General features: G+C 41.8%; 22 protein-coding genes. 11 read left to right on the top strand and 11 right to left on the bottom strand.

What is annotated here, in order from left to right:
* Positions 1–45 precede the first annotated feature (45 nt).
* The 6 genes from J1N51_RS02680 to J1N51_RS02655 all read left to right on the top strand — a co-directional run bounded on the left by J1N51_RS02680 (position 46) and on the right by J1N51_RS02655 (position 7,128).
* On the top strand, positions 46–2,775 hold the full coding sequence (locus J1N51_RS02680; protein WP_232842842.1) for a DNA translocase FtsK 4TM domain-containing protein: 2,730 nt from the start codon (positions 46–48) through the stop codon (positions 2,773–2,775).
* 24 nt (positions 2,776–2,799) lie between these two features.
* Positions 2,800–3,519, top strand: a complete 720-nt coding sequence (gene lolA / locus J1N51_RS02675; RefSeq protein ID WP_208832465.1) for an outer membrane lipoprotein chaperone LolA — start codon at positions 2,800–2,802, stop codon at positions 3,517–3,519.
* A gap of 133 nt (positions 3,520–3,652) precedes the next feature.
* Positions 3,653–4,945 (top strand): replication-associated recombination protein A, encoded by a 1,293-nt coding sequence (locus J1N51_RS02670; RefSeq protein WP_208833290.1) that lies wholly within the window; start codon positions 3,653–3,655, stop codon positions 4,943–4,945.
* A gap of 35 nt (positions 4,946–4,980) precedes the next feature.
* Positions 4,981–5,358: a fluoride efflux transporter CrcB gene (gene crcB, locus J1N51_RS02665; protein ID WP_208832464.1), complete on the top strand. Its 378-nt coding sequence runs from the start codon at positions 4,981–4,983 to the stop codon at positions 5,356–5,358.
* A gap of 61 nt (positions 5,359–5,419) precedes the next feature.
* Complete coding sequence (gene serS, locus J1N51_RS02660; RefSeq protein ID WP_208832463.1) at positions 5,420–6,733, top strand: serine--tRNA ligase; 1,314 nt, start codon at positions 5,420–5,422, stop codon at positions 6,731–6,733.
* A gap of 101 nt (positions 6,734–6,834) precedes the next feature.
* The gene (locus tag J1N51_RS02655) at positions 6,835–7,128 is read left to right on the top strand and encodes a DUF3301 domain-containing protein (RefSeq protein WP_208832462.1); all 294 of its coding nucleotides are present in this window, start codon (positions 6,835–6,837) and stop codon (positions 7,126–7,128) included.
* Between the two features lie 21 nt (positions 7,129–7,149).
* On the opposite strand, the gene nadD is transcribed toward J1N51_RS02655, so the two are convergent.
* The 4 genes from nadD to leuS all read right to left on the bottom strand — a co-directional run bounded on the left by nadD (position 7,150) and on the right by leuS (position 12,047).
* On the bottom strand, positions 7,150–7,764 hold the full coding sequence (gene nadD / locus J1N51_RS02650; protein WP_208832461.1) for a nicotinate (nicotinamide) nucleotide adenylyltransferase: 615 nt from the start codon (positions 7,762–7,764) through the stop codon (positions 7,150–7,152).
* A 13-nt stretch (positions 7,765–7,777) separates the two neighbouring features.
* On the bottom strand, positions 7,778–8,842 hold the full coding sequence (gene holA, locus J1N51_RS02645) for a DNA polymerase III subunit delta (RefSeq protein WP_208832460.1): 1,065 nt from the start codon (positions 8,840–8,842) through the stop codon (positions 7,778–7,780).
* Between the two features lie 5 nt (positions 8,843–8,847).
* Positions 8,848–9,366, bottom strand: a complete 519-nt coding sequence (locus J1N51_RS02640) for an LPS-assembly lipoprotein LptE (protein ID WP_208832459.1) — start codon at positions 9,364–9,366, stop codon at positions 8,848–8,850.
* Between the two features lie 98 nt (positions 9,367–9,464).
* Positions 9,465–12,047: a leucine--tRNA ligase gene (leuS, locus tag J1N51_RS02635; RefSeq protein WP_208832458.1), complete on the bottom strand. Its 2,583-nt coding sequence runs from the start codon at positions 12,045–12,047 to the stop codon at positions 9,465–9,467.
* Between the two features lie 299 nt (positions 12,048–12,346).
* On the opposite strand from leuS, the gene J1N51_RS02630 reads away from it, so the two are divergent.
* Positions 12,347–14,764 carry a Lon protease family protein gene (locus tag J1N51_RS02630; protein WP_208832457.1) on the top strand — a complete coding sequence of 806 codons (2,418 nt, stop codon included), beginning with the start codon at positions 12,347–12,349 and terminating at the stop codon, positions 14,762–14,764.
* Positions 14,765–14,838: 74 nt separating this feature from the next.
* On the opposite strand, the gene J1N51_RS02625 is transcribed toward J1N51_RS02630, so the two are convergent.
* From J1N51_RS02625 to gloB, 3 genes are all read right to left on the bottom strand, one after another.
* Positions 14,839–15,450 carry a hypothetical protein gene (locus tag J1N51_RS02625; protein ID WP_208832456.1) on the bottom strand — a complete coding sequence of 204 codons (612 nt, stop codon included), beginning with the start codon at positions 15,448–15,450 and terminating at the stop codon, positions 14,839–14,841.
* A 34-nt stretch (positions 15,451–15,484) separates the two neighbouring features.
* Entirely contained in the window at positions 15,485–17,098 is a 1,614-nt protein-coding gene (locus J1N51_RS02620; protein WP_408635908.1) for a lytic transglycosylase, read from the bottom strand.
* Between the two features lie 120 nt (positions 17,099–17,218).
* Positions 17,219–17,992 carry a hydroxyacylglutathione hydrolase gene (gene gloB, locus J1N51_RS02615; RefSeq protein ID WP_208832454.1) on the bottom strand — a complete coding sequence of 258 codons (774 nt, stop codon included), beginning with the start codon at positions 17,990–17,992 and terminating at the stop codon, positions 17,219–17,221.
* Positions 17,993–18,063: 71 nt separating this feature from the next.
* Here gloB and J1N51_RS02610 point away from each other — a divergent pair, with 71 nt between their 5' ends.
* Entirely contained in the window at positions 18,064–18,816 is a 753-nt protein-coding gene (locus J1N51_RS02610) for a class I SAM-dependent methyltransferase (protein WP_208832453.1), read from the top strand.
* Here the strand turns inward: J1N51_RS02610 and J1N51_RS02605 are convergent.
* Entirely contained in the window at positions 18,813–19,283 is a 471-nt protein-coding gene (locus J1N51_RS02605; protein ID WP_208832452.1) for an acyl-CoA thioesterase, read from the bottom strand. The two genes, J1N51_RS02610 and J1N51_RS02605, sit on opposite strands and share 4 nt — an antisense overlap.
* A 242-nt stretch (positions 19,284–19,525) precedes the next feature.
* Here J1N51_RS02605 and J1N51_RS02600 point away from each other — a divergent pair, with 242 nt between their 5' ends.
* Complete coding sequence (locus J1N51_RS02600) at positions 19,526–20,278, top strand: electron transfer flavoprotein subunit beta/FixA family protein (RefSeq protein WP_208832451.1); 753 nt, start codon at positions 19,526–19,528, stop codon at positions 20,276–20,278.
* Positions 20,275–21,201, top strand: coding sequence for an electron transfer flavoprotein subunit alpha/FixB family protein (locus tag J1N51_RS02595; protein WP_208832450.1), 927 nt, complete (start codon positions 20,275–20,277; stop codon positions 21,199–21,201). The genes J1N51_RS02600 and J1N51_RS02595 overlap by 4 nt, the downstream gene beginning before the upstream one ends.
* On the opposite strand, the gene J1N51_RS02590 is transcribed toward J1N51_RS02595, so the two are convergent.
* Together J1N51_RS02590 and J1N51_RS02585 are read right to left on the bottom strand one after the other, a co-directional pair.
* Positions 21,198–21,641 (bottom strand): GNAT family N-acetyltransferase, encoded by a 444-nt coding sequence (locus tag J1N51_RS02590; protein ID WP_208832449.1) that lies wholly within the window; start codon positions 21,639–21,641, stop codon positions 21,198–21,200. The genes J1N51_RS02595 and J1N51_RS02590 overlap by 4 nt on opposite strands.
* Before the next feature lie 6 nt (positions 21,642–21,647).
* On the bottom strand, positions 21,648–22,409 hold the full coding sequence (locus tag J1N51_RS02585; RefSeq protein WP_208832448.1) for a hypothetical protein: 762 nt from the start codon (positions 22,407–22,409) through the stop codon (positions 21,648–21,650).
* A 220-nt stretch (positions 22,410–22,629) separates the two neighbouring features.
* On the opposite strand from J1N51_RS02585, the gene cysB reads away from it, so the two are divergent.
* A complete protein-coding gene (gene cysB, locus J1N51_RS02580) occupies positions 22,630–23,604 on the top strand; it encodes an HTH-type transcriptional regulator CysB (RefSeq protein ID WP_208832447.1) in 975 nt (324 codons plus the stop codon).
* 71 nt (positions 23,605–23,675) lie between these two features.
* Here the strand turns inward: cysB and J1N51_RS02575 are convergent, their stop codons facing one another.
* A complete protein-coding gene (locus J1N51_RS02575; protein WP_208833289.1) occupies positions 23,676–24,905 on the bottom strand; it encodes a NupC/NupG family nucleoside CNT transporter in 1,230 nt (409 codons plus the stop codon).
* Positions 24,906–25,099 lie beyond the last annotated feature (194 nt).

Below are 25,099 nucleotides of genomic sequence, written 5' to 3'. Positions count from 1 at the left end.
TCGAGCGTCTTTTTTTTCTAATTACGAGAGTCTGGAGTAGTTATTTTGAGCGACCAACAACCGTCATTTTTGAATGGATTTCAACGTCTTTTAGAAGTTGGCCTTATTCTCGCTGGGGCCATTTCGATTTATATTCTCATTACACTTTTTTCTTTTGATCCTGCTGACCCTAGTTGGTCTAAAACCGGTAACTACGAATACATCAAAAACGCAGGCGGCGCCTTTGGGGCATGGCTATCTGATATTCTTCTGTTTACCTTTGGTTGGTTGGCGTTTTTCATACCAGTTTTGGTCTCGCTGATAGGCTGGCTATTTTTCAGAAAATTTCACGATTTAATTGAAGTGGATTATTTGGCTCTCGGTCTTCGTCTTATCGGGTTTATGTTTTTTACACTTGGTCTTTCGGCTATCTTTAGCATGAATTTTGACGACGTTTATTTTTATTCCTCAGGCGGCATTATTGGTGATGTCATTGCTTATCTTTTAACTCCATTATTTGGTTTTACTGGTGCGACGTTGCTGTTTTTGGTCAGCGTGATGATGGGCTTTACCTTAATGACGGGTATTTCTTGGTTACAAATCGTTGATGGAATAGGGCGATATACCATCCTAGGTAGTACTTGGGCGTTTGAAAAAAGTAAAGGAGCGCTTGGTCTAGAGCCTGCAGGCCCGTATTCAGAACCACAGGATCAATCTAATAATACTTCTGACACAGCCAAATTAGGAGCTGACTCAACATCAGAACCAAAACAATCAACTGAAAAACCAGACGTTGCAAAAACAAGCTTTGAAAAGTCAAATGTTGAAAAAGATCAGGCCACTCAAACTTCAGTTACGGATTTAGACAAAAAACAGCAGCAATCATTATTAGCGCAATTTTTTGCGAAAACAGAAGAGCCTACAGAAAAAGCGACACCTAAAACTCGCACAAATGACTCATCCGTCGATGTTCAAGGTACACAGGCCGAAACCCTTACCCAAACATCAAAAGAAGGGCAGGCGAATCGAGTCTCGCTAGACGATGATATGCCATTTGAATTTGGCACTGAGCCAGTTACCGCAGCCAGAACGGAAGAGCTAGATGACGCTCTAATCGACGAACATATGAGCTATAGCTCAATCGATGATGAACTATCCGAAGATGATATTTTAGGCGCGCTAGAAGGGCTTCAGACTCCAGGTCAGAATCAAGAGCGCGACACGACACCAACGGCAAAGTCAAATGTGCTAGTGCCTGAGTCAGCAGCGCCAAAAGAGCCAATTACTTTGCCGTCGTTGGAGCTTTTAGACCGTCCAGATAAAGTAGAAAACCCAGTCTCCCAAGAAGAGTTAGATGCGGTCTCTCGACTAGTTGAAGAAAAACTGTTGGATTTCAACATTCAAGCAGAAGTAGTCGGTGTATATCCAGGTCCAGTTATTACGCGTTTTGAATTGGATTTAGCGCCGGGTATCAAGGTCAGTAAAATCTCTGGCTTGTCCAAAGACTTAGCACGTTCTTTATCAGCTATGAGTGTGCGAGTTGTAGAGGTGATCCCTGGAAAGAGTTATATCGGTCTTGAAATCCCTAACAAGCATAGACAGATAGTACGTCTATCTGAAGTTATGGATAGCCCAGGTTTTGAAAACGCAGAGTCGCCGTTAACCATGGTTTTAGGTAAAGACATTGGTGGTAAAGCTGTCGTTGTCGATTTGGCAAAAATGCCGCATTTACTTGTTGCTGGTACAACAGGTTCTGGTAAGTCGGTCGGTGTTAACACCATGATCTTGAGTTTGTTATACAAATCAACGCCAGAAGAAGTGCGGTTGATTATGATTGACCCGAAAATGCTTGAACTATCTGTTTACGAGGGAATCCCACACCTGTTGTCAGAAGTTGTTACAGACATGAAAGAGGCGGCCAATGCGCTACGCTGGTGTGTCGGTGAAATGGAACGACGTTATAAGTTAATGTCTTCGTTGGGTGTTCGTAATTTAAAAGGGTACAACGCAAAAATCGAAGCGGCTCGTAAAGACGGTAACCCAATTCGCGATCCATTATGGCGTTCTACAGATAACATGTTAGAGATGCCGCCTGAGTTGGATAAGCTTCCTGCGATAGTTGTGGTAATCGATGAATTTGCCGACATGATGATGATTGTTGGTAAAAAGGTCGAAGAGTTAATTGCTCGTATTGCGCAAAAAGCTCGTGCTGCAGGCATTCACCTTGTATTGGCGACTCAGCGTCCATCAGTTGACGTTATCACGGGTTTGATCAAAGCGAATATACCAACCCGAATGGCATTCCAAGTATCGTCAAAAATTGACTCTAGAACAATCTTGGACCAGCAAGGTGCAGAAAACCTTCTTGGTATGGGTGACATGTTGTACTTACCACCAGGATCAGGTGTACCGACTCGTGTTCACGGTGCCTTTGTAGATGATCACGAAGTTCACGCTGTGGTAAATGATTGGAAATCTAAAGCAAAACCTAACTACATCAAAGAAATCCTCGAAGGCGAAATGACTGAGGAAAACATGCTACCTGGCGAAGCTGCAGAAATGGCAGAAGGCGAAGAAATTGATCCAGTCTTTGATGAAGCAGTTGCGTTTGTCACAGAAACCCGAAAAGTGTCTATTTCGAGTATTCAAAGAAAGCTAAGAATTGGTTATAACCGCTCGGCAAGAATCGTTGAACAGATGGAAGCTATGGGTATTGTGAGCACGCCGGCTGCCAATGGTGCAAGGGATGTACTAGCGCCACCACCTAACAAAGAAGAACAGCAGGATTTGATTTAACAGGATTTAATAATAGGAACTTTAATGCTTCGATTGATAAAGCAACGACATTTAAAATCAGTGGCCCTTGCCAGTTTATTGGCTCTTAATTCGACTTACGGTTCGGCAATGGAAATAAACATTGACCAAGGCAACCAAGCTGTTCACACCTTTGGTGACGGCAAGTTACTGGGTCAAACAGGCGAAAACAAACAACTTAAGAGCTTATTGCAGGAACTCGATGGGTACCAATCTGGCTTTGAACAAATTGTTCGCGATACAGAAGGTAATGTAATTCATAAAGCCAAAGGCTCTATGTTATTTTCACAGCCAGGAAAGTTTGTATGGGAAGTTACCGAACCGGAAGAAGAGTTACTCATCTCAAATGGTAAATACGTGTGGTGGTATAACCCGTTTGTAGAACAAGTTTCAATTTATGATGCTAACAGCGCTGTGACGACCACTCCTTTTGCGCTATTAGTAAATGACGACCCTAATGTCTGGAAAAACTTTAGGATACAGACCTTAGAGCAGGGCTTTGTCATTACACCAGTTGATTTAGATGACGCTCAAGTCATTCAATTGGAGTTAAAAACAGATCAATCACGGTCAAAAATAGAGACGATTTTGATCACCAGTCGCAGTCGACAAGTTAGTGAGTATATTTTGTCTGACCAATCTAAAGTGTCACCGACCAAGCAGCGATTTGAGTTTGAAATCCCCATTGGTGTTGATATTGACGACCAAAGACAAAGTAACAACTAAAGTAAAAGCTTTAAACGTAGCTGGCTAAGAGGACCCGTTTTTGACTGATCAAAACAGCTTTGGCTTTGATACTCCGCCAAGTAAGACTTCTTCATCTGATTCCGAACCGCATAGAGCGAATGATCTGCGACATATGCCTCTGGCTGCTCGCATGCGCCCCAAAAAGATTGAGGATTACGTCGGTCAAAGTCACCTTGTCGGCCCGGGTAAAGCATTGCGTCGAATGATAGAGGCCGGTCATTGTCACTCAATGATTTTATGGGGCCCGCCTGGCACAGGTAAAACAACCTTAGCCGAGTTGCTCGCGTCATACTGTAATGCCGAGGTAGAGTCGCTTTCTGCGATTAGTTCGGGTGTAAAAGACATTCGCGCTACAGTGGAAAGAGCCGAACACCGAAAAGCCCAAAGTGGCAAAAAAACTTTATTGTTTGTAGACGAAGTACATCGTTTCAACAAAAGCCAACAAGATGCTTTTTTGCCTTACATAGAAAATGGCACAGTCACTTTTATCGGTGCAACGACCGAAAATCCCTCATTTGAACTTAACAATGCGATTTTAAGTCGAGCTCGAGTCTATGTACTCAAATCAATCGAGACGGAAGACTTACATCGATTATTAGATCGAGCGTTAAGCGACAAAGAGCTTGGTCTTGGTGATAAAGATTTAAACTTAAGCCCTGATAACCGAGATTTGTTAATCAACCTGTCAGGTGGTGATGGTCGAAGACTGCTTAATTATTTGGAAATCTGTAGTGACTTGGTTGAAGCCGATGGCATTATTACCGCTGAGATCATTGAACAAGCAACTGGTAATCAAATGGCCACTTTCGACAAAGGCGGAGATCATTTTTATGATTTGATTTCCGCGTTTCACAAGTCGGTAAGAGGATCGAGTCCAGATGGCGCCTTGTATTGGTATGCGCGGATATTAGCAGGCGGTGGTGACCCACTTTATGTAGCGAGACGTTTGTTGGCTATTGCATCGGAAGATATTGGCAACGCTGATCCTAGGGCATTACAAATAGGATTAAATGCATGGGATGTATATCACCGCGTCGGTCCCGCTGAAGGTGAACGGGCAATTGCACAAGCTGCTATTTATATGGCATCGGCAGCCAAGAGTAATGCAACTTATATGGCGTTCAATCAAGCAAAGCAACTTGCTGCACAAACCGGTGATTTGGCTGTACCTAATCACTTAGTAAATGCGCCAACCGAATTGATGAAAACCCTAGAAAAGGGTAAAAATTACCGGTACGCCCATGATGAACCAAATGCATATGCCGCTGGTGAGTCTTATCTTCCTGAACAAATTACAGGTACGAAGTTTTATCAACCTACAGATCGCGGTTTGGAAATTAAAATAAAAGAAAAGCTCGATTATTTAGCTCAGTTGGATGCGAATGCAAAAAATGAATATAAATAATATTCTCGGCAGGCTTTTAAATGGGATGAATTATAATGTGGGCTAATTTAGCGTTTGTAGCCGCTGGTGGCGCAATAGGAGCGAGCTTAAGGTTTGTAATTCACCATTTTTTAACTTTGTGGCTGGGTAAGGGATTCCCATTTGGAACGCTAGTGGTTAATGTATTAGGCTCATTTTTTCTAGGCCTCTTATTTAGCTTAATAGAACATGGTATAGTCGCCGACCTACCTTGGCGCTCATTGTTGAGTATTGGTTTATTTGGCGCCTTTACAACGTTTTCGACTTTTTCGTTGGATACCTTGTTACTTATTCAACAAGGTGAATGGTCAAAAGCGTTTATAAACATATTTTTGAACGTGGTGATTTGTATTTTAGCTGCTTGGATAGGCATGCAAGTCGTTGCGTCTAAATAACGTATTAAACAGAACATGACTGAGTGGATAACTCAGAAACAATCATAGGTAAATTAGTAAAATGTTAGATCCTAAGTTTCTCCGAAATGACATTCAAGAAACAGCAGACCGCTTGGCAACTCGTGGTTTCGAAATTGACGTTGCAAAGCTGACAGAGCTAGAAGAAAAGCGCAAATCATTGCAAACGGCAACTCAAGAATTACAAAATGAGCGAAACGCAAAATCCAAGAGTATCGGTCAAGCAAAAGCTCGTGGTGAAGACATTCAGCCTCTATTAGACAGTGTTGCTGATTTAGGTGACAAACTAGATTCTGCCAAAACAGAATTACAAGCTTTGTTACAAGAAATCGACGCTATTGCACTTTCGATCCCTAATTTACCTCAACAAGACGTACCGGTTGGTAAGTCAGAAGATGAAAACGTTGAAGTGTTAAAGTGGGGCGAGCCACGTGTTATGGACTTTGAACCAAAAGACCACGTTGACTTAGGTGAAGCATTGGATAATGGCCTCGACTTCGCAACAGGGACAAAACTGAGTGGTGCTCGTTTTACTGTTATGCGCGGAAAAATCGCTCGTTTAAACCGTGCACTTGCGCAGTTTATGCTAGATCAGCACACAGAGCAGCATGGCTACACAGAAGCTTATGTACCTTACCTTGTTAATCATGAGAGTTTACAAGGCACTGGTCAATTGCCTAAGTTTGCAGAGGATCTATTTCACACTCAGCCGATTACCGGCCAGTCAGAAAACTCTGAAGAGCAAGACCAACGCAAATTATCTTTGATCCCAACAGCGGAAGTACCGTTAACAAACTTTGCTCGCGATGTTATCTATGATGAGTCTGAGTTACCTGTCAAGTTAACCGCTCACACACCTTGTTTCCGATCTGAAGCGGGCTCATATGGTCGTGATACACGTGGTTTGATTCGTCAGCATCAATTCGACAAAGTTGAGTTAGTTCAAATTGTTAAGCCTGAAGATTCAAACGAAGCTCTTGAGTCACTGACGGGTCATGCCGAAGTTATTTTACAAAAGCTTGGCTTGCCTTATCGAAAAGTGATTTTATGTACTGGTGATATGGGTTTCTCAGCGACAAAAACGTACGACTTAGAAGTTTGGTTACCTGCACAGAACACATACCGTGAAATTTCATCGTGTAGTAACATGGGTGACTTCCAATCTCGTCGTATGCAAGCACGTTTCCGTGCAAAAGGCGCGAAAAAACCTGAGTTAGTTCATACCCTTAATGGTTCTGGTTTGGCTGTTGGTCGTACGCTGGTGGCTGTTCTTGAAAACTACCAAAATGAAGACGGTAGCATTACGGTCCCGGAAGCACTTGTTCCTTACATGGGCGGTGTAGAAAAAATCGGTTAAGGTTGAGTTTTAGGATCTATGACCCTAAATCAATTATAACTCTATAAAAAACGCGGCCATTGAGTCGCGTTTTTGTATTTGAATACAAAAGGAAATTTACTTTGTTTGATTTACAATCCGTTTGGCTACTTATGCTTATAGCCATGGTGATGTGGTTGTTTTGGCAAACTAGAAAGGTCGCTGAACGCGCGCGTATCGCTGGAAAACAATATTGCCAGCAACACCATTTACAACTTTTGTCGATTGCTATGTCAGATTGGACTGTATCTGTTAAATCCGGTTTGGTCGTTAAAGTCTTTTTTGACTTAAATTACAGCGCCGATGGTTTAACGGCTAAAAAAGGTGAAATCATCATTGCAAATGGCAAGGTTGAACAGATTAGCCATTGGTCCTAATCAAATAGAATTTGGCACGACTTAACTATAAAGCTGATTGTCTTTTATATATTTAAGAACACTGGCAGGAATTTGCTGATCTAGCTTTGGAGGTAATGTAACTGCTAGTTGTTCTAATTGCTCTCTAAGCTTACTAGATGCCAATTCAACTTCGGTGTTGTTGACTAAATGAATACTATCATTGATGCGCTCTGATATTTTGGGATGTAATGCCTCAACATCTAATACATAACCTGGTCTTGTAAGAACATATAAATGAGTGGTTTCGACAATGTGTTGCCATTCATACCAAGTATGTAGAGAAAGCAACGAGTCAATACCGATGACAAATGCAATTTTTTGATGAGGGTATTGACTCTTAAAGTGTTGCAGCGTTAAGGCGGTATATGATTTACCGGATTGGAGTAATTCATAATCACTCACATCGACTGGACAACTGAATTTGTTAGCTGTAACCGCCAAACGCGTCATTTCCAGCCTGTCTTGACCAGAAACTGAAGGAGCGGCTTTGTGCGGAGGCAGGTGACAAGGTATGTATATCAACCTATCTGGCTTCAATTGGTTAGCCAGGTTTTGTAATGGAATGATATGACCATAATGAATTGGGTTAAATGTCCCACCGTATAACAAGATCACAACAACAGCCTAACTAACTGACCAATTCATTGACGACTGGCCACTCGTATCCCGACAGAGTGTCTACACCACACAACTTAAGACAAAGGTGACTTGCTAAAGTATAAGGGCAGGGTAGCTGGAACTGTTTGAGTGACACATCAAACTGCGCCAGCTCTTTAATCACTTGGTTTACTAAATTGGGCGACAAGCGGTTGACTGCAGCGAGATAAATTGCTTGTTTGTTTTTCCATACGCGGTGTTGATCAAATACTGGCTTTGGATCTGTATTGCGTCCCGGCACCAGTAAAATGTCTTGAAGTGCTTTAATAATCAGAGCGTCTTTTTGTATAGACCACAACAAGATATTTGGCTCGAATTCTTCTAACTTTAATCGGCTTATAATTGTCAAAGCAAGGTTGGCGTCACCTTTTAAAACCGCTTCCATTAATTGGAACACCGTATATCGGGCTTGGTTGGCGATATATTGCTCTATGGCTGAAAGCGATAGAGTGGGTGAGTCTGGCAGTGCCATTTTCAATTTGTCGAGCTCTTGTGAACAAGCCAATAAATTACCGGCGGTGTAACTGAGTAAAAATGCTTGTGCGTCTGCGCTCATGGTTAACTGACGTTGACTCAATTGATTTTGTAACCAACGTTTTAAATGAGGCCCTTCAATTTCATAAACCGGAATATAATCGCCAACGCCTGAGAGTGCTTTAAACCAAGCTGTTTTTGTCTGAGAGGCGTCTAACTTAGGGCCAAACAAAACTAAAATCGTATCTTGAGAGAGTTCGGTGCTGATCTCTTTAAGGACTTCGGCACCCGCTTTAAGAACTTTATTTGACGTCAGCTCTAGCTCGATAAGTTTAGTGCTGGCAAACAATGACAGGGCTTGACAGTGCTGACGCAGATCTTCCCAGTCAAACTGGTCATCTTCGACCAAGCGGATGACTTCCTCCACACCTTTACTTTTAGCAGCACGCTTAATTAAATCGCGACTTTCAGCAATTTGAAATGGCTCATCGCCAAACAATAAGTAACAAGGCTTAATTCCTTTACTGAGCTCTGTTGGAAGTTGATTGGCGTATAGCTTCATGCAAATTAATCCAGCATGGTCAATTGAGCTAAGATACGGTCACTGGCGATTACGCGCAATTCATCTAGGATCAGAGCGCGCTCGCGTTCTTTAGCTAATGCATTGTTAGGATCGTCTTGAAATTCGCGGCTTAATTCTACTGTGTATTGCTTTTTATCGCCGTTCGGGCGAATGACTTCATAACGAGCAAAATACATCAATTCGTATTCGGCTATTTGACCATTAGGAAACAGTGACAAAGTGCGTCGTTGAAAACTTTCTGGTAATAGTCTCAATTCAGCAGATTCTTTACCGCGTTTTTCGATAATATTGACTTGGTTTTGTTGTAGGCGCAGTTTGACCTGTTTTAATAGAGGATCAAACCTTTGCTCAGAGCTGACATAGAGCGTTTTTAAAGAACTTGGCAGATAATATTGACCTTTCAGATGAAATCCGCAGCCAGACAACACACCCGTAACTAACAACAGGCTAATAATCATTAACCAGGGTTTGAGTGGTTTGCTTAGTTGGGCCTTAAAATACATCAAATCACGCCTTTTTCTGTTTGCTAAACGATACAAAACCGGACCCTACCGAAATGGCAGTTTGATCCGGTTATTGTTTTTACTTTATCGGCTTAGGTTTAATTAGCAACAATATTTAAAAGTTTACCTTTAACAAAAATAACCTTGCGGATAGTTTTGTCGGCAGTGAACTTTTGAACGTTTGCGTCATTAAGACCTAATTCTCGAATTTGCTCTTCTTCTGCATCAGCAGCAACCGTTATTTTGGCTCTAACCTTACCGTTGACTTGAACAATGATTAGCTTTTCGTCTTCTATCATTGCCGACTCGTCAATTTTTGGCCATTGTGCTTCGTCTAGTTGCTCTTTGTGACCAAGCTGAATCCAAAGATCATGACAAACGTGAGGCGTAATTGGCGCTAGCATAAGTACAACAGCATTAACAGCTTCGTACATTACCGCTTTATCTTGCTCAGATTCTAGTGAAGCCTTGTTCAACTTGTTAGTCAATTCCATGACTGCAGCGATCGCCGTATTAAAGGTATTACGTCGACCTAAATCGTCAGACACTTTTGCCAATGTTTTGTGCACTTCACGGCGAACCGCCTTTTGATCAGAGGTCAATGCTGCTTTGTCTAATTCAGTTACTAGTCCTGCATCGATAGTATCTTGTGTTAGTTTCCAAACGCGTTTGATGAAACGGTGTGCACCTTCAACGCCTGAATCAGACCACTCAAGAGTTTGCTCTGGCGGCGCCGTAAACATCATGAACAAGCGAACCGTGTCAGCACCTAAGGTTTGAATCACTGACTCTGGGTCAATACCGTTGTTTTTTGACTTAGACATTTTTGACATACCTGCTGAAATGACAGGTTGCTTGTCTTCTTTATGCCATGCTTTAACTATTCGACCTTTTTCGTCATATTCGGCTTCAACTTCAGTTGGAGAAATCCAAACCTTACCGCCTTTCTCATCTTCACGATAGTAGGTATCTGCAAGTACCATTCCTTGACATAGTAACTGTTTGAACGGCTCATCAGAATCGATCAAACCAACGTCACGCATCAATTTATGGAAGAAGCGGGCATACAACAAGTGAAGAATTGCGTGTTCGATACCACCAATATATTGGTCAACAGGCAACCAATAGTTAGCTTTGCTCGGGTCTAGCATCATGTCATCAGACTCAGGCGAGCAATAGCGTGCGTAGTACCAAGATGACTCCATGAAGGTATCAAATGTATCGGTTTCTTTAAACGCAGCCTGACCATTGATGGTTGTTTTTGCCCATTCTGGATCAGCTTTGATCGGAGATGAAGAGCCATCCATTACCACGTCTTCCGGTAACACAACTGGTAAGTCTTGCTCTGGAATTGGAACAGAGGTTCCGTCTTCAAGTGTTGCCATAGGGATAGGCGCACCCCAGTAACGTTGACGCGATACGCCCCAGTCACGTAGGCGGTAATTAACGGTCTTTTTGCCTTTACGTTCAGACTCAAGTTTAGCCACGATTTGTTCAAAGGCTTCAGTAAACTCTAGGCCATCAAACTCTGCTGAGTTAATGAGCGTACCTTTTTCAGTATAAGCCTCTTTGCTTAAATCAATTTCTGCTTCGCTAGCTGTAATAACTTGCTTGATAGGTAAGCCGTATTTAGATGCAAACTCAAAGTCACGTTGATCGTGACCAGGTACAGACATAACTGCACCAGTACCGTAATTCATTAATACGAAATTAGCGGCCCAAACTGGAACTTCTTCACCTGTTAGTGGGTGAATCGCTTTTAAACCTGTATCTACGCCAAGTTTTTCCATGGTCGCCATGTCTGCTTCAGCGACAGACTGGCTCTTACACTGTTCGATAAATGCAGCAAGCTCTGGGTTATTATCGGCTGCTTCAAGTGCAATTGGGTGCTGTGCAGCAACGGCTACATATGTCACACCGTATAAAGTGTCCGGACGGGTAGTATAAACTTCTAGAGCTTGTTCAGAGCCAACTAGTGGGAAAGTAACTTCTGCGCCTTCAGAACGACCAATCCAGTTTTTCTGCATGGCTTTTACAGTATCAGGCCAGCCTTCTAACTGGTCTAAATCATTGAGTAATTCTTCTGCATAGTCAGTAATTTTTATGAACCACTGAGGAATTTCCTTTTGCTCGACTAATGCGCCAGAACGCCATCCACGACCATCGATAACCTGTTCGTTGGCTAATACTGTCTGGTCAACTGGATCCCAGTTTACGGTTGCGGTCTTTTTGTAAACCAAGCCTTTTTCGTAAAGCTTAGTGAAGAACCACTGTTCCCAGCGGTAATATTCGGGTGTACAAGTGGCAACTTCGCGATCCCAGTCGTAACCAAAACCCAGGCTAGTTAGCTGGCTTTTCATGTATTCAATGTTTTCGTAAGTCCACTTCGCCGGTGCCGTTTTGTGTTTGATTGCGGCATTTTCTGCAGGCAGACCAAAGGCATCCCAACCCATAGGTTGCATCACGTTTTTGCCTTGAAGACGCTGGTATCGAGAAATCACATCGCCAATTGTGTAGTTACGCACGTGACCCATGTGAAGACGACCACTTGGGTAAGGCAGCATAGATAAGCAGTAGAACTTTTCTTTGTTTGGATCTTCAGTAACTTTAAACGTTTGTTGTTCTTGCCAATATTTCTGAACGCGTTGTTCAATTTCGCGATGGTTATATTCTGCTTGCATGGATGATTCTCAATAGTCGAATAAAAAGCGTGAGTTTTGGGTAAAAACTCGACAGGCCTGAGTGTTTATTAATCATTCTCAAGCCGTTAATTGTCTTAGAAAATTAGGACGTAAGGATAACTAATTCAAGCTAGGTCAACAAGGAGACTTTTGCAATTTTCACGGCATTAAAAACTGATTGTCTGTTTTTATTTCGGACCATTGTAGAAGGGCCGGAACATTTGATAAATACAATGCGTTTTAAGCCAATAAGATATAGACTAAAAGGTAATGACAAACTCAATATTGTTAATGAAAATATGAAGATAAAATCGTCCTTTCGATTGGAACCAGGCCGTTTAGCTCCGTCCCATGACATAGATAAAATCAATAAAATTTTAGAGTCAGAGCACCAACACGATGTCAATTTCATCGGTCAAGAGCGAGCCCAACAAGCATTGGAGTTTGGGTTGGATATGACTATGAAAGGATACAACCTGTTTGTTATGGGTGAACCAGCAACAGGGCGGCATACGTTAATTAACAATCATCTTAAGCAAGTTGCAAAAGATAAAGAAACTCCTTACGAATGGTGTTATGTCAATAATTTTGACGAGGCGCGCTCACCAAACTTTATACCACTGAGCCCCGGAGACGGTCGTCGCTTTAGTAAAGATATTGACACTCTCATTGACGATATTTTAAATACCTTTCCTGCCGCTTTTGACAACCCTGCCTTTCAACGAAAATGGCGTAATATCGAACAGCACTTTAATCTGAAATATCAAAAAGCCATCGACGACGTTGAGATCAAAGCGACTCAAAATAGCGTGATGCTAGTGGAAGAAAAGGGCACTGTTAGTTTTGCTCCGGTTCACGGTGGTAAAGCCTTGTCGGACGCAGAGTTTTCGGGCTTAGATGAAAAGACCAAACAACACTTTTTTGATGTGATAAGCGAGTTAGAAGAAATTTTAACTGAGACGTTACTTGAGCTGCCTCTTTGGAAGCGCGAGATGTTTGAAGCGCAAAAGAAGCTCGGTCGCGAGACGATAGAAAGCGCGCTCAAGCCTATGCTCAAAGATTTAGAACATAAATATAGTGCCGAATTGGGTATCGTGAAGTTTGTGAAAGACATGCGCGATACCTTGATTGAACTTATTCAAGATTACCTGTCTTCAGAAGCCGATGATGACAAAGACGCAGATGAAATTGATGTCAGAAAGGTACTCGAAGAACAGCTCAAGCCAAATGTGCTAACAAGACAAGAACCTTCTTCTGGCGCGCCAATTATTTATGAAGCCAATCCGACCTTTCAAAATGTATTTGGAAAAATTGAATACAGTTCGGTCCAGGGCTCGGTATACACAAGTTATCAAATGGTAAGGGCAGGTGCGCTGCATAAAGCCAATGGCGGCTACCTACTGATAGAAGCGGATAAACTCATTGGACAGCCTTCAGTTTGGGAAGCATTAAAACTAGCGATAAAAAGTCATCAAATTAAAATGGAATCACCCAGTGGTGAAGCCAACATCGTCAATGCATCAAGTTTGAATCCTGCACCTATTCCTCTTGACGTTAAAGTGATCTTGATGGGATCTCGAGAACTGTATTACCTCATGCAAGAGTACGATAGTGAGTTCAACGAGTTGTTTAGGGTATTAGCCGACTTCGAACATTATATTTCACTTACCGATAAGGCATTGCATGGTTTTGTTCAAAAGGTGAAAGGGTATGCGCACGACCACGGAATGGTACTTTCTGGCAATGCGGTTGCCGAACTTCTGCACTTTAGCTTTCGTCAGGCTGAGCACCAACATAAACTGTCAGCCCGCTTTGCTGACGTATTGGAATTAGTGGGTGAAGCACACTTTTTTGCCAAACGAGACAGTAAAACAGCTTCCGCTCCAAACACTTTGGTAAAAGTTACACAGGATCATGTTAAAGCTGCATTAGACGCCAAACAAACTCGTTCTGGTCAGATCAGCGAATCGTTTTTAGAAGACATTCAAGAAGGTCAAATCTTAATCGATACCGACGGTTTTGAAGTGGGTAAGTTGAACGGCTTAACAGTCCTTGAAATTGGCGATACGGTATTTGGCACACCAGCACGGATCTCTGCCACGGTTTATGCAGGCTCAAACGGCGTTGTAGATATTGAGCGAGAGGTAGAGCTTGGCAAGGCAATCCATTCAAAAGGCGTCATGCTATTAAGTGGTTATTTAGGAAATAAATACGCGCAAGATTTTGCCTTATCATTTTCGGCCAATATTGCTCTAGAACAAAGTTATGGTCATATTGATGGTGACAGTGCGAGTCTAGGAGAGGTGTGTACCTTGCTGTCGGCCATTACCCAAATCCCGCTAAATCAGGGCATTGCGATAACCGGCTCGATAAACCAACACGGCCAAGTACAGTCAATTGGCGGGGTTAACGAAAAAATTGAAGGATTCTACAAGCTCTGTGTAGCCCGTGGTTTAACAGGTCAACAAGGGGTTATTATCCCTAAAACCAATTGTATTAATTTAGTACTTAGTTCTGAAGTTCAACAAGCCGTTGAGAAAGGTTTGTTTCATGTTTATGCAGTAGAGCAAGTTGATGACGCTATGAGCATTTTAACCGGCAAGGTAGCGGGTGAAATGTCATTGAGAGGCCGATATCCGAGAGATTCAGTAAACGGTATTGCCGCTCAACGTCTTCGGCACATAGCTGACATTACCAATCACGAGTTTGGAGAATAATAGCATTAATAAAAAACAGGGCTATGCCCTGTTTTTATTGTATGTATCAGTCTTTATCGTGGCTTCGCCCATTGTTAGCCTTTGGGCGGCTCACACTCTTTTTTGTCTTCTGCGCTGGCTTCTTCTGAACCTTCTTCGGCGCTCTTATCTTTATTTTCTTGCGAAGCACATTCATCCTTCGCTCGGTTCAAACCTATACTTGCGACCATGCCATCTACTTCGATAGCCTCGATTCCTTCTTCATTGTAGATAAAAGTGATCTGGGCTAATTTGTTTTTAAAGAAGTAATCTTTGTCATCAATCGCCAAAATGTAATCGCCCTTGACGGGTTTTTTTAGTACCTCTTTGTACAGCCTTATATTGTGCTCACCCAGTTTCCACTCAAACGATTTGATAGGTCGTTTGTTGAATTCTTGGACCCACACAAAGTTATTGTCTTGAAGTACCAATGCAATACTGTACTTTTCAGGCCGGCTTGGTACCTTATATTCAAACTTACCAATTTTAAATTTGAAATCGTCACCAACCTGAGTGAACGCCATTGGCATGTCTTTTTTGATCGACTTTCCGCGTGGATCAACCGCGTTTAGTTCTCCCGTTAAAGAAAAATCAGCTAACGCAACATTTGAAAACGCGAGCGAAGCAAAGCCCAAAACCAAACAAAGTCTCTTAAAAGTGTGTGTCATTTAGGTAACCTCAAATCAGACTTTTCTTCACAAATTAACTACGTGTAACATCAACAAACAGTTTTAACGCTTGGCCCGGTTGGAGATATTTCTTAGTGTCTAACTGGTTCCATTTGGCGATGTCTTGAACTTTAACTTTAAATTTTTGAGCTATTCGCGCAAGTGAATCACCATTGCGAACCTTATACGTTACTTTTCTAACGATGCCAGAGTCTTTATCAGTACTTGGGTTTTTAGTCCAAATGACCAACTTTTTACCTGGCTTTAACGGGTCGGTTGGGGCCATGCCGTTCCACTTTGCTAAACTTCTGTGATTAACTTTATAAGCTCGGCTGATGTCCCAAAGCGTATCACCACTTTTAACAATATGAGTCAGCTTTTGACTGCCACGTTTTTTATTTTGAGTTTTGGCTAGGCGGTTACTTGCCGTTAAAGTGTATTGCTTAAGTGACTTTGCAGAAGTAGGAACCATCAGAGGTTGGTTGACTCTGATGATATTGCCCTTGATCTTGTTGATGTCTCTTAGGGTTTCTACAGACACTTTATACTTTGAAGCGATGCCGCCTAAGGTATCACCAGAACGAACTAAGTAGCGAGTCCAAGCCATTCGCTCTTGGTCGGTCAGGTTGTCAACCGACGCTTGAAATGCTTCGGCCTTTTCAATTGGAACAATAAATTTGTGCGGGCCGTTAGGGTCCGTTGCCCATTGATTATAACCGGGGTTAAGCTGATGTAAGTCGTTCAACTCCATATCTGCTAACTCTGCGGCTTTTGCGATGTCGATTTGTTTGTGCGCGTCAACAATCGCAATGTGTGGCTCATTTTTAATTGGATACCAAGTGATATCAAACTCTTCAGAACGCTTTAATAAATCGGCTAACGCTAGTAGTTTTGGTACATACGCAGTGGTTTCTTTTGGTAAATCAAGTGACCAAAAATCCGTTGGTAAGTGTTTTTTGCGATTGCGTTTAATTGCGCGTAAAACTCGACCTTCACCAGAGTTATAGGCTGCGATGGCATTAAGCCAGTCACCGTCCAGAGTTTTATGTAAAAACGATAAGTAATCCAACGCTGCTCGAGTCGCTGCGACAACGTCGCGACGTCCGTCGTACCACCAGGTTTGTTTTAGTTTAAAGCGGTTGCCTGTACCAGGTATAAATTGCCAGAGCCCTGATGCACGACCATGAGAATATGCAAATGGGTCAAAGGCACTTTCTACGATTGGCAATAACGCCAATTCAATCGGCATTTCGCGTTTTTCAATTTCTTCAACGATAAAATGTAAAAACGGCTCAGCACGCTTACCGACTCGAGTTATATAACTTTGGTGTTTGGCATACCAATTACGCTCGGTGACAACTTGGCGGTTTTGCGGGATTTCAATTGAAAGCTGATAAGCAATACGGTCCCAAACATCGTCGAACTCGGCGTGAGGCTCATCGTCTAGGTTTGCGCCAATTTCAGTTTCTAAAGCTGCTAATGTCAATGCATCAACGATATCGGAAGGGCTTGCTTCATTAGTATTTACAGGAGTGTTTGTTGTTGCATCGGGTGCTGACGAGGCAAAAAGCGGAAGGCCTTGTTCAGTACTTTGACAGCCGCTTAGAGAAAATAGGGTGGCGGTCACAACAAATGTTATTTTGTTTATTTTAGACATAAATCACTTACGCTAGTTATACAGCAAAACGCGCTGAATGAATCTTCAAAAATTATTAGTATCATAACTCAATCAAATTGACCGTGCGAATTTGTTTGTAACTCTTTGTTTTTAATATGTGTCTTTCCAAGCCCTGAGTTTAGTAAAAATTTCTAGCTGACTGGTCTCTTCTTTAAGGTCAAACTTTTTGCGGATCCCCTCTATGACGTCCTCTTGGTGAGTTCGTAGGAATGGGTTAATCAGCTTTTCTGTTGCCAATATAGTTGGAATCGTTGCTGCACCGGCCTTTCGTAACATTTCAACTTGCTGCTTATAAGACAACAGCTGTTTGTTGTATGGCGTTACATTAATAGCAAATTCGATATTAGCTTGGGTGTATTCGTGGGCACAATATATTTTTGTATCGCCAGGAAGGGTGAGTAACTTTGTTAACGAGGTTAACATTTGCTGTGGTGTACCCTCAAATAGTCGCCCACAACCAGCCGAAAATAGGGTATCACCAATAAATAAATTAGGTGCACTATAAAATGCAATATGGTCGGTAGTATGACCTGGGACTTCAAGCACTCGATAACTGTGATCCCCTGAAATTGGTTCGATATCGTCGAGGGCCTGGCAGGGAACGGTAACCATTGGAAACCGTTCTGTGGCAGGGCCGAATACATTGACGTTTGGGTAGGCCTTGGTTAATTCATCAACCCCGCCTATGTGATCTTGGTGGTGATGAGTGATCAAGATATCGGTTAAATTAAACTGACGATGCTCTAGATAATCAATTACTGGACGAGCATCACCTGGATCAACAACCAAGGCATTTCCTTTATCATCCACTGACAACCAAATGTAATTGTCTGTAAAAGCCGGAATTCTTACTATATTACTCATGAGTTCTCTTTTAATCCGATTAGTTAGTCGCCATACTAACTAAAGTTTTAGTACACGTGAAGGAGCCATGATTGAAACCCGCACTTGGTTATCGGTGGGTTCTGCCTTTATCGCAGTGGCAAAATATACCTGCCGGAGAATTGCTGTTAAAGGCTGAATCAACAATTATCAACGAACGATTACAATATTGCTTTGGCCAACACCTACTAAAGGTTGGGGCACTCAGTTGTGACGTACAGACCCCTCAAAGCCTTATTAATCATCAAATTAATTTGAACTCGGAGTATAGTCGCAGTTCGAATGTTGGGGTAGTTTCGGAGTTTGATGAAATGGCTTTTCAAAGCAATAGCATAGATGCCGCTGTTGTAAGTCATGTTATTGAGTTTTGTGCCGATCCACATCAAGTGTTGCGTGAGTTGCATCGAGTGTTATTACCCAACGGCAACATGATTATCAGTGTTTTTAATCCTTTGTCTTTTTTATTTTTTAATAAATTGTGGTTTGGGACTCAGTTCCGCCAATTTCGCCAAGGCCGGTTTTTCACAATAGGCAGAATAAAAGATTGGATGAGCCTATTGGGATTTGAGGTTATTGACGAACAATCTTTATTTTATTCTCGACTAGGCCAGTCAGGACAAGAGCTCGATTTGGGTACTTGGCCTAAGCTTGTCAAATCCATTATGCCTTGGGCAAGTGCGGTTACTGTATTAACAGTAAAAAAGCGAGAGTGGCCTCTAACGCCAGTGCGTCCAAGGCTTCGTTATAAAACCGTGTTTAATCCAAGTGTAGGCCGTCCCAGCGTTAATACCAAAACGTCAGGCTAAGCTTGTTTTAACCTTTTTTCGGCTTCGATAGATAACTCTTTCATATTGATCGCATAGTCTTGAAGCTTTTTGTCTTCTTCTGTTTGTGGTTGCCAAGGCTCGACAAGCACTTTATCACCATCGGCATCAACTGCAATAAAGGTGATGATGCAATGATTGGTCTCTTGAGGATCATTTTGTTTGGGGTCAGTCGCTTGTACACTGACGTAAATGTGCATACTGGAATTCCCCGTGTGCACAACTTTGGCTTCTACAGTAACTAGGTTGCCAACTAAAACAGGCCGTACAAACCTAATTGCACCAACAGAAACCGTTATACAATATTTTCCGCTCCAACCTGCGGCACAAGCATAAGCGGCCTGATCAATCCATTTCATTACGATTCCACCATGGACTTTACCACCGAAATTCACGTCCATTGGTTCTGCTAAAAAACGAAACTCAACACTTCTTTTTGGTTTATGCATTATTCGATCTCCACCATAAACTTCTTGTTTAAGTTTGGTAAAACTTTGAAAAAAAGCGAGAAGAGCCGGTTAATTAACCAGCAAAAGTCGGAACATAACGTTTTATTTACAGTTTCAAAGGTTTTGTCGCCTTGACTAAGTTGACGTTTACGTAAACTGATATTAAATTGTCTGCCGTTAATTCAATAATAAAAACTATACTGAATCTAATTTATCTTTCGGTATACCAGGTAGGAGCATGTATGAAAATCCTAGTGCCTATTAAAAGGGTCATAGATTACAACGTAAAAGCACGCGTTAAAGCTGACAACACAGATGTTGATCTCGCTAATGTCAAAATGGCGATGAACCCTTTCTGTGAAATTGCAGTCGAAGAAGCGGTACGTTTAAAAGAACAGGGCAAAGCAGAAGAAATCGTTGTGGTTTCTATCGGTGATAAAGCTTGTCAAGAGCAGTTACGTACAGCATTAGCCCTCGGTGCTGACCGCGCTATCCAAATTGAATCAGACAAAAAGCTAGGTTCATTGCAGGTTGCTAAAGTACTTAAAAACTTAGTAGAAAAAGAGCAACCACAACTGGTTATTTTAGGTAAACAATCTATTGATTCAGACAACAACCAAACTGGCCAAATGTTAGCTGCATTAACTGACCTTCCTCAGGGCACGTTTGCGTCTAAAGTTGAATTAGACGGTGACAAAGTAGCGGTAACTCGTGAAGTAGATGGTGGTTTACAAACGGTTTCTCTAAATCTTCCTGCGATTGTAACAACGGACCTTCGTTTGAATGAACCTCGTTATGCATCTTTACCAAATATCATGAAAGCAAAACGCAAGCCTCTTGAAGTTATTGCATTAGATGACTTAGGAATTGATACATCGAGCAAATTGACACAACTGCGAGTAGAAGAGCCTGCACAGCGCGAAGGCGGTGCAATGGTCGCATCAGTTGAAGAATTAGTTGAAAAGCTTAAAAACGAAGCAAAGGTGATCTCATGAGCATTTTATTAATTGCCGAACACGACAATAACGAATTAAAGCAAGATACGCTTAAAGCTGCACACGCTGCGTCTCTTATGGGATCGGATATTACAATTTTGGTAGCGGGTCACAATTGTGCAGCCGTTGCAGATTCTGCAGCTAAAATTGCCAATGTTTCAAAAGTGCTGTTAGCCGATGATAGTGCATACGAGTACGGCTTAGCTGAAAATATCAGCAAGCTTGTAGTGGGCTTGTCCGGCGACTACTCACACATTGTTGCACCAGCGACAACGACAGGTAAAAACTTTATGCCTCGTGTAGCTGCGTTACTCGATGTCGAACAAGTTTCAGATATTATCGCTGTGGAAAGCTCTGATACGTTTAAGCGCCCTATATACGCAGGCAATGCCATTGCAACAGTGCAATCTGAGTATGCTAAAAAAGTAATTACTGTTCGAGCCGCAGCTTTCGACAAAGCTGAATTAACAGGTTCAGCGTCAGTAGAGACAATCGAATCAGCAGGTGACGCTGGTATTTCATCTTTTGTTGGTCAAGAGCTAACTGAGTCTGAGCGTCCTGAGCTAACTGCTGCGAACGTTGTTATCTCTGGCGGACGTGGTATGCAAAACGGTGAGAACTTCTCATTGTTGGAAGGTATTGCTGATAAACTTGGTGCTGCGGTTGGTGCATCACGTGCTGCGGTTGACGCTGGTTTTGTTCCTAATGACATGCAAGTCGGTCAAACCGGTAAGATTGTTGCTCCAGACCTTTATATCGCTGTTGGTATTTCAGGTGCAATTCAACATCTTGCGGGTATGAAAGACTCTAAGGTTATTGTTGCAATCAACAAAGATCCAGAAGCGCCTATTTTCCAAGTGGCGGATTACGGTCTTGAAGCAGACTTATTCGAAGCTTTACCTGAGTTAGAAAGTAAACTTTAAAAGACTTCTACTTGCTCAGAATCAAAAGGAAGCTTAACCATCAAGGTTAAGCTTTTTTTGTTTAAAAGGTTGGTTAATGCATAAGGTATTTCTGTTGTAACTAAAAATCCAACGCCTTCATACAATCTAATTAATTCAGCATCACATATTGTATATACGTTGGTTTTTAAAGATGAGGTCGCTTCTTTTATGATCTCGGACGCAATACCTAAGCGTCTCATTCGCGGCGTTATATAGACACTTCTCAATAACCAAATGGGATGATTACTTTCATTCTCATAATTTCGCAGGATCAGCACACCTATCAGGTTATTGCTATTTTCCATACGCGCAACAAAAACCCGGTCAGCGTTGTTGGCACTCACATTTTGCTTGTGCTGTTTGTAAAACTTGTTGATCTCTCTTTGGTGTTCTTGGTTATGGGGGCTAATCCAAAACACTGTGCTCTACCATTTTTTCTTAGGTGCAAATAACTCATCGAGATCATGCTTATTCTCTGCTTCTTTTTGTTTAACAGAGTCTAAGTTAGCAGACTTAAGATCTTTTGTTATTTGCTCTAATAATTCTTCAATTTCTGCTTTTCTAGTCGCTATATATTCATCTTCATATTTCTGAGCATTAAGAGTCGCATAGGCTTTTTCTAAATATTGCCGCGCCGAACCAGACATGTTTTTAGCGAGAGCCATTTTTCCGCGACGTAATTGAGCTTCTATATTGATTCTCAACTGTAGCTTTTCTACTTTTTTATCTTCTTTAACAAATAGTTCACTGGAGATGCGTCCTTTGCCATGTTCAGAGCGCAACATGATCCTATACTTCTTGATCCCTTGAATCATCGAAATTAACTGTTTGTCGTTGTCAGGAATTTCTGTGGTTGCGGCATCTGCCGTAGGGAAGTCACCCGATTCGATCTTAGTTTGAACCTGTTGAATACGATTAATAACGTCTTTGTGGCCTGGCGTTTGTTCTAACATGCCTTTCAAAGCCATTAATACGCGATTATAGAGGATGCTGTAGCCTTCTAAAGAAATAGGCAAACCAGCAGAATTAACGATGATCTCTTCAGTTTCATCGATAATAGCCCTGTATTTGGCCATTTCTTTGCGACGTTCTTCTTCTTGTTTTTTCTTTTGTTGCTGCATTGAGTTGGTGACTAACACAATAACAACCAAACCCAAAATTAAGCCAACAACGATGGCGACTAACATACAATTTCCTCTTCAAAGCAACATCGAGTTCGCACAAAATAGCGAACTAGCCTTAATGTAGCTTAGATCAAATACTTCTTTTATTGAATAGTAAACAAAATTAAGGGGATAGGGTAGTTGTTTTAGTTTTTCACCATTTCTAAAAAATAATGGAATAAATGAGACAATATGTATATATTTTAGGAATAAGTAAATCATTAGGGCGAAACAGAGGTCTAAGATGAAACTGCAACAGTTGCGTTATATCGTCGAAGTCGAAAATCACAACTTAAATGTATCTGCAACGGCAGAGAGTTTGTATACATCTCAACCAGGGATCAGTAAACAGGTTAGAATGCTGGAAGATGAGTTGGGCGTGCAAATATTTGGTCGTTCGGGAAAGCATTTAACTCATGTATCGCCGTCAGGAAAAGAAATCATCGAGCTAGCTCGTGATATTCTGAGTAAAGTTGATAGCATCAAGCAAGTGGCCCGTGAACATACACTTCCAGACCAAGGTACCCTGAATGTCGCAACGACTCACACACAAGCTCGTTATGCGCTTCCGTCAGTCATCAAAGGCTTTATGGAAAAGTTTCCTAAAGTATCGTTACATATGCATCAAGGTACCCCTTCGCAAATTTCAGATGCGGCTGCCAAAGGCGATGCAGATTTTGCAATAGCGACAGAGGCGTTACATTTATATAACGATTTAGTCATGTTGCCTTGCTATCATTGGAACCGTTCGATCGTGGTGAAAAAAGATCACCCACTCGCTAAGCTTACGACTCCGATTACGGTCGAAGACGTTGCCGAGTATTCTTTGGTGACTTACGTGTTTGGTTTTACAGGTCGCTCTGAGTTAGATGTAGCGTTCACCGAAAAAGGTTTAAAACCAAAGATAGTGTTTACCGCAACGGACGCAGACGTGATTAAAACATATGTTCGATTGGGAGTAGGAGTGGGGGTAGTTGCAACCATGGCGATGGATGAGTCTGATACAGATTTAGTGGCGATTGATGCATCTCATTTGTTCCAAGCTTCCACTACTAAAATTGGCTTTAGAAAGGGCAGTTTTTTAAGAACTTACATGTATGACTTTATTGAGCGTTTTGCGCCACACTTAACTCGGGATGTAGTTGAAAAAGCATGTTTGCTGAAAAACCAAGAAGAAGTAGACAAGATGTTTGAAAAGGTTCCTTTACCAGTGCGTTAGTAAACGGACCGACAATCCACAGGCATAAAAAAACCGATACCTACGTATCGGTTTTTTTGTTTAAAAGGGATTTAGCTCAATGATACAAACAAGCCGGCAATTGCAGCGCTCATTAAGTTAGCTAATGTTGCAGCTAATACAGCTTTTAGGCCTAGCTCTGCTAGGTCATGACGACGCTCTGGCGCCATGCTGCCTACACCACCAATTAAAATTGCAATTGATGATAAGTTAGCAAATCCACAAAGTCCGAAAGTTACGATAACCTGAGTCATTTCACTAAGGTTTTCTTTGTGATTGATAAAGTCTAGATAAGCAACAAACTCGTTAAGAATAAGCTTTTGACCTAAGAAAGAACCTGCGACTTGGGCTTCACTCCAAGGAACACCAACGATGAATGCTACAGGGCTAAATAAATAGCCTAAAATCAACTGTAGAGTTAACTCTTCATAGCCGAACCAACCGCCAACTGAGCCTAAAATGCCGTTAACTAAACCAATTAGTGCGATAAATGCGATTAACATGGCACCAATTGAAAGGGCAAATTTCATACCTTCACCCGCACCGTCTGCTGCGGCATCAATCACGTTGACGTGACCGGCTTTTTCTAGCTTTAACTCTTCTAGGTCATTTTTGATATCACCTTCGTTCGTCTCAGGTAAGATCATTTTAGCCATTAATAAACCACCAGGTGCAGCCATGAAGCTCGCTGCGATTAGGTACTTCAACTCAACGCCAATACTTGAAAGACCAGCAATGATAGCACCAGCAACTGTCGCCATGCCGCCAACCATAACCGCAAAAAGTTCAGAGCGAGTCATTGTTTTAAGGAAAGGCTTAACGACTAATGGCGCTTCTGCTTGGCCTACAACGATGTTTGCTGCAGCACACATCGACTCAGGCTTACTTGTGCCGGTAATTTTACGAAGTGCTCCACCAAATATACTCACGAGCTTACCCATTACGCCGAGGTAATATAAAACTGCAATTAAAGAAGAGAAGAATACAATTACCGGCAAAATGTGTACGGCAAAAATAAAGCCTAACTCTTTACCACCGATTTGATCGCCGAACATAAATACTATGCCATCGGTCGCATAGTTAAATACGTTAGAAAGGGTAGTAGACACACCTAATAGAATGTCTTTGCCTGGTTCCCAGTAAAGAACCATGGCACCCAGAAAAAATTGCAACAAAAACGCGCTAATAACGGTACGTTTGTTAATAGCACGACGGTTTGTGGATAGTACAAACGCCAACCCCAGTAGTACTGCGATTCCTATTAAACTTCTTAGCCAATCAATATCCACAAAAATTGCTCCTAAACCATAGATATTCTTTTTACAGGGTGACGGATCATAGGCAGATTAAAAAATGATTCAAGCATTTTGTTGTGTTTTGACACATTTTCTATGGAATTGATTGTAAAATCATGAAAGTTTTATGACGAACTAAAGTAAATATTTCTAAACAAATCGTTACAAATAAATTACACTAT

This window comes from Psychrosphaera ytuae (assembly GCF_017638545.1).
Taxonomy (GTDB): Bacteria; Pseudomonadota; Gammaproteobacteria; order Enterobacterales; family Alteromonadaceae; genus Psychrosphaera; species Psychrosphaera ytuae.
Note: the sequence above shows the minus strand (reverse complement) of the source record. Positions and strands in the feature narration are given on the sequence as shown.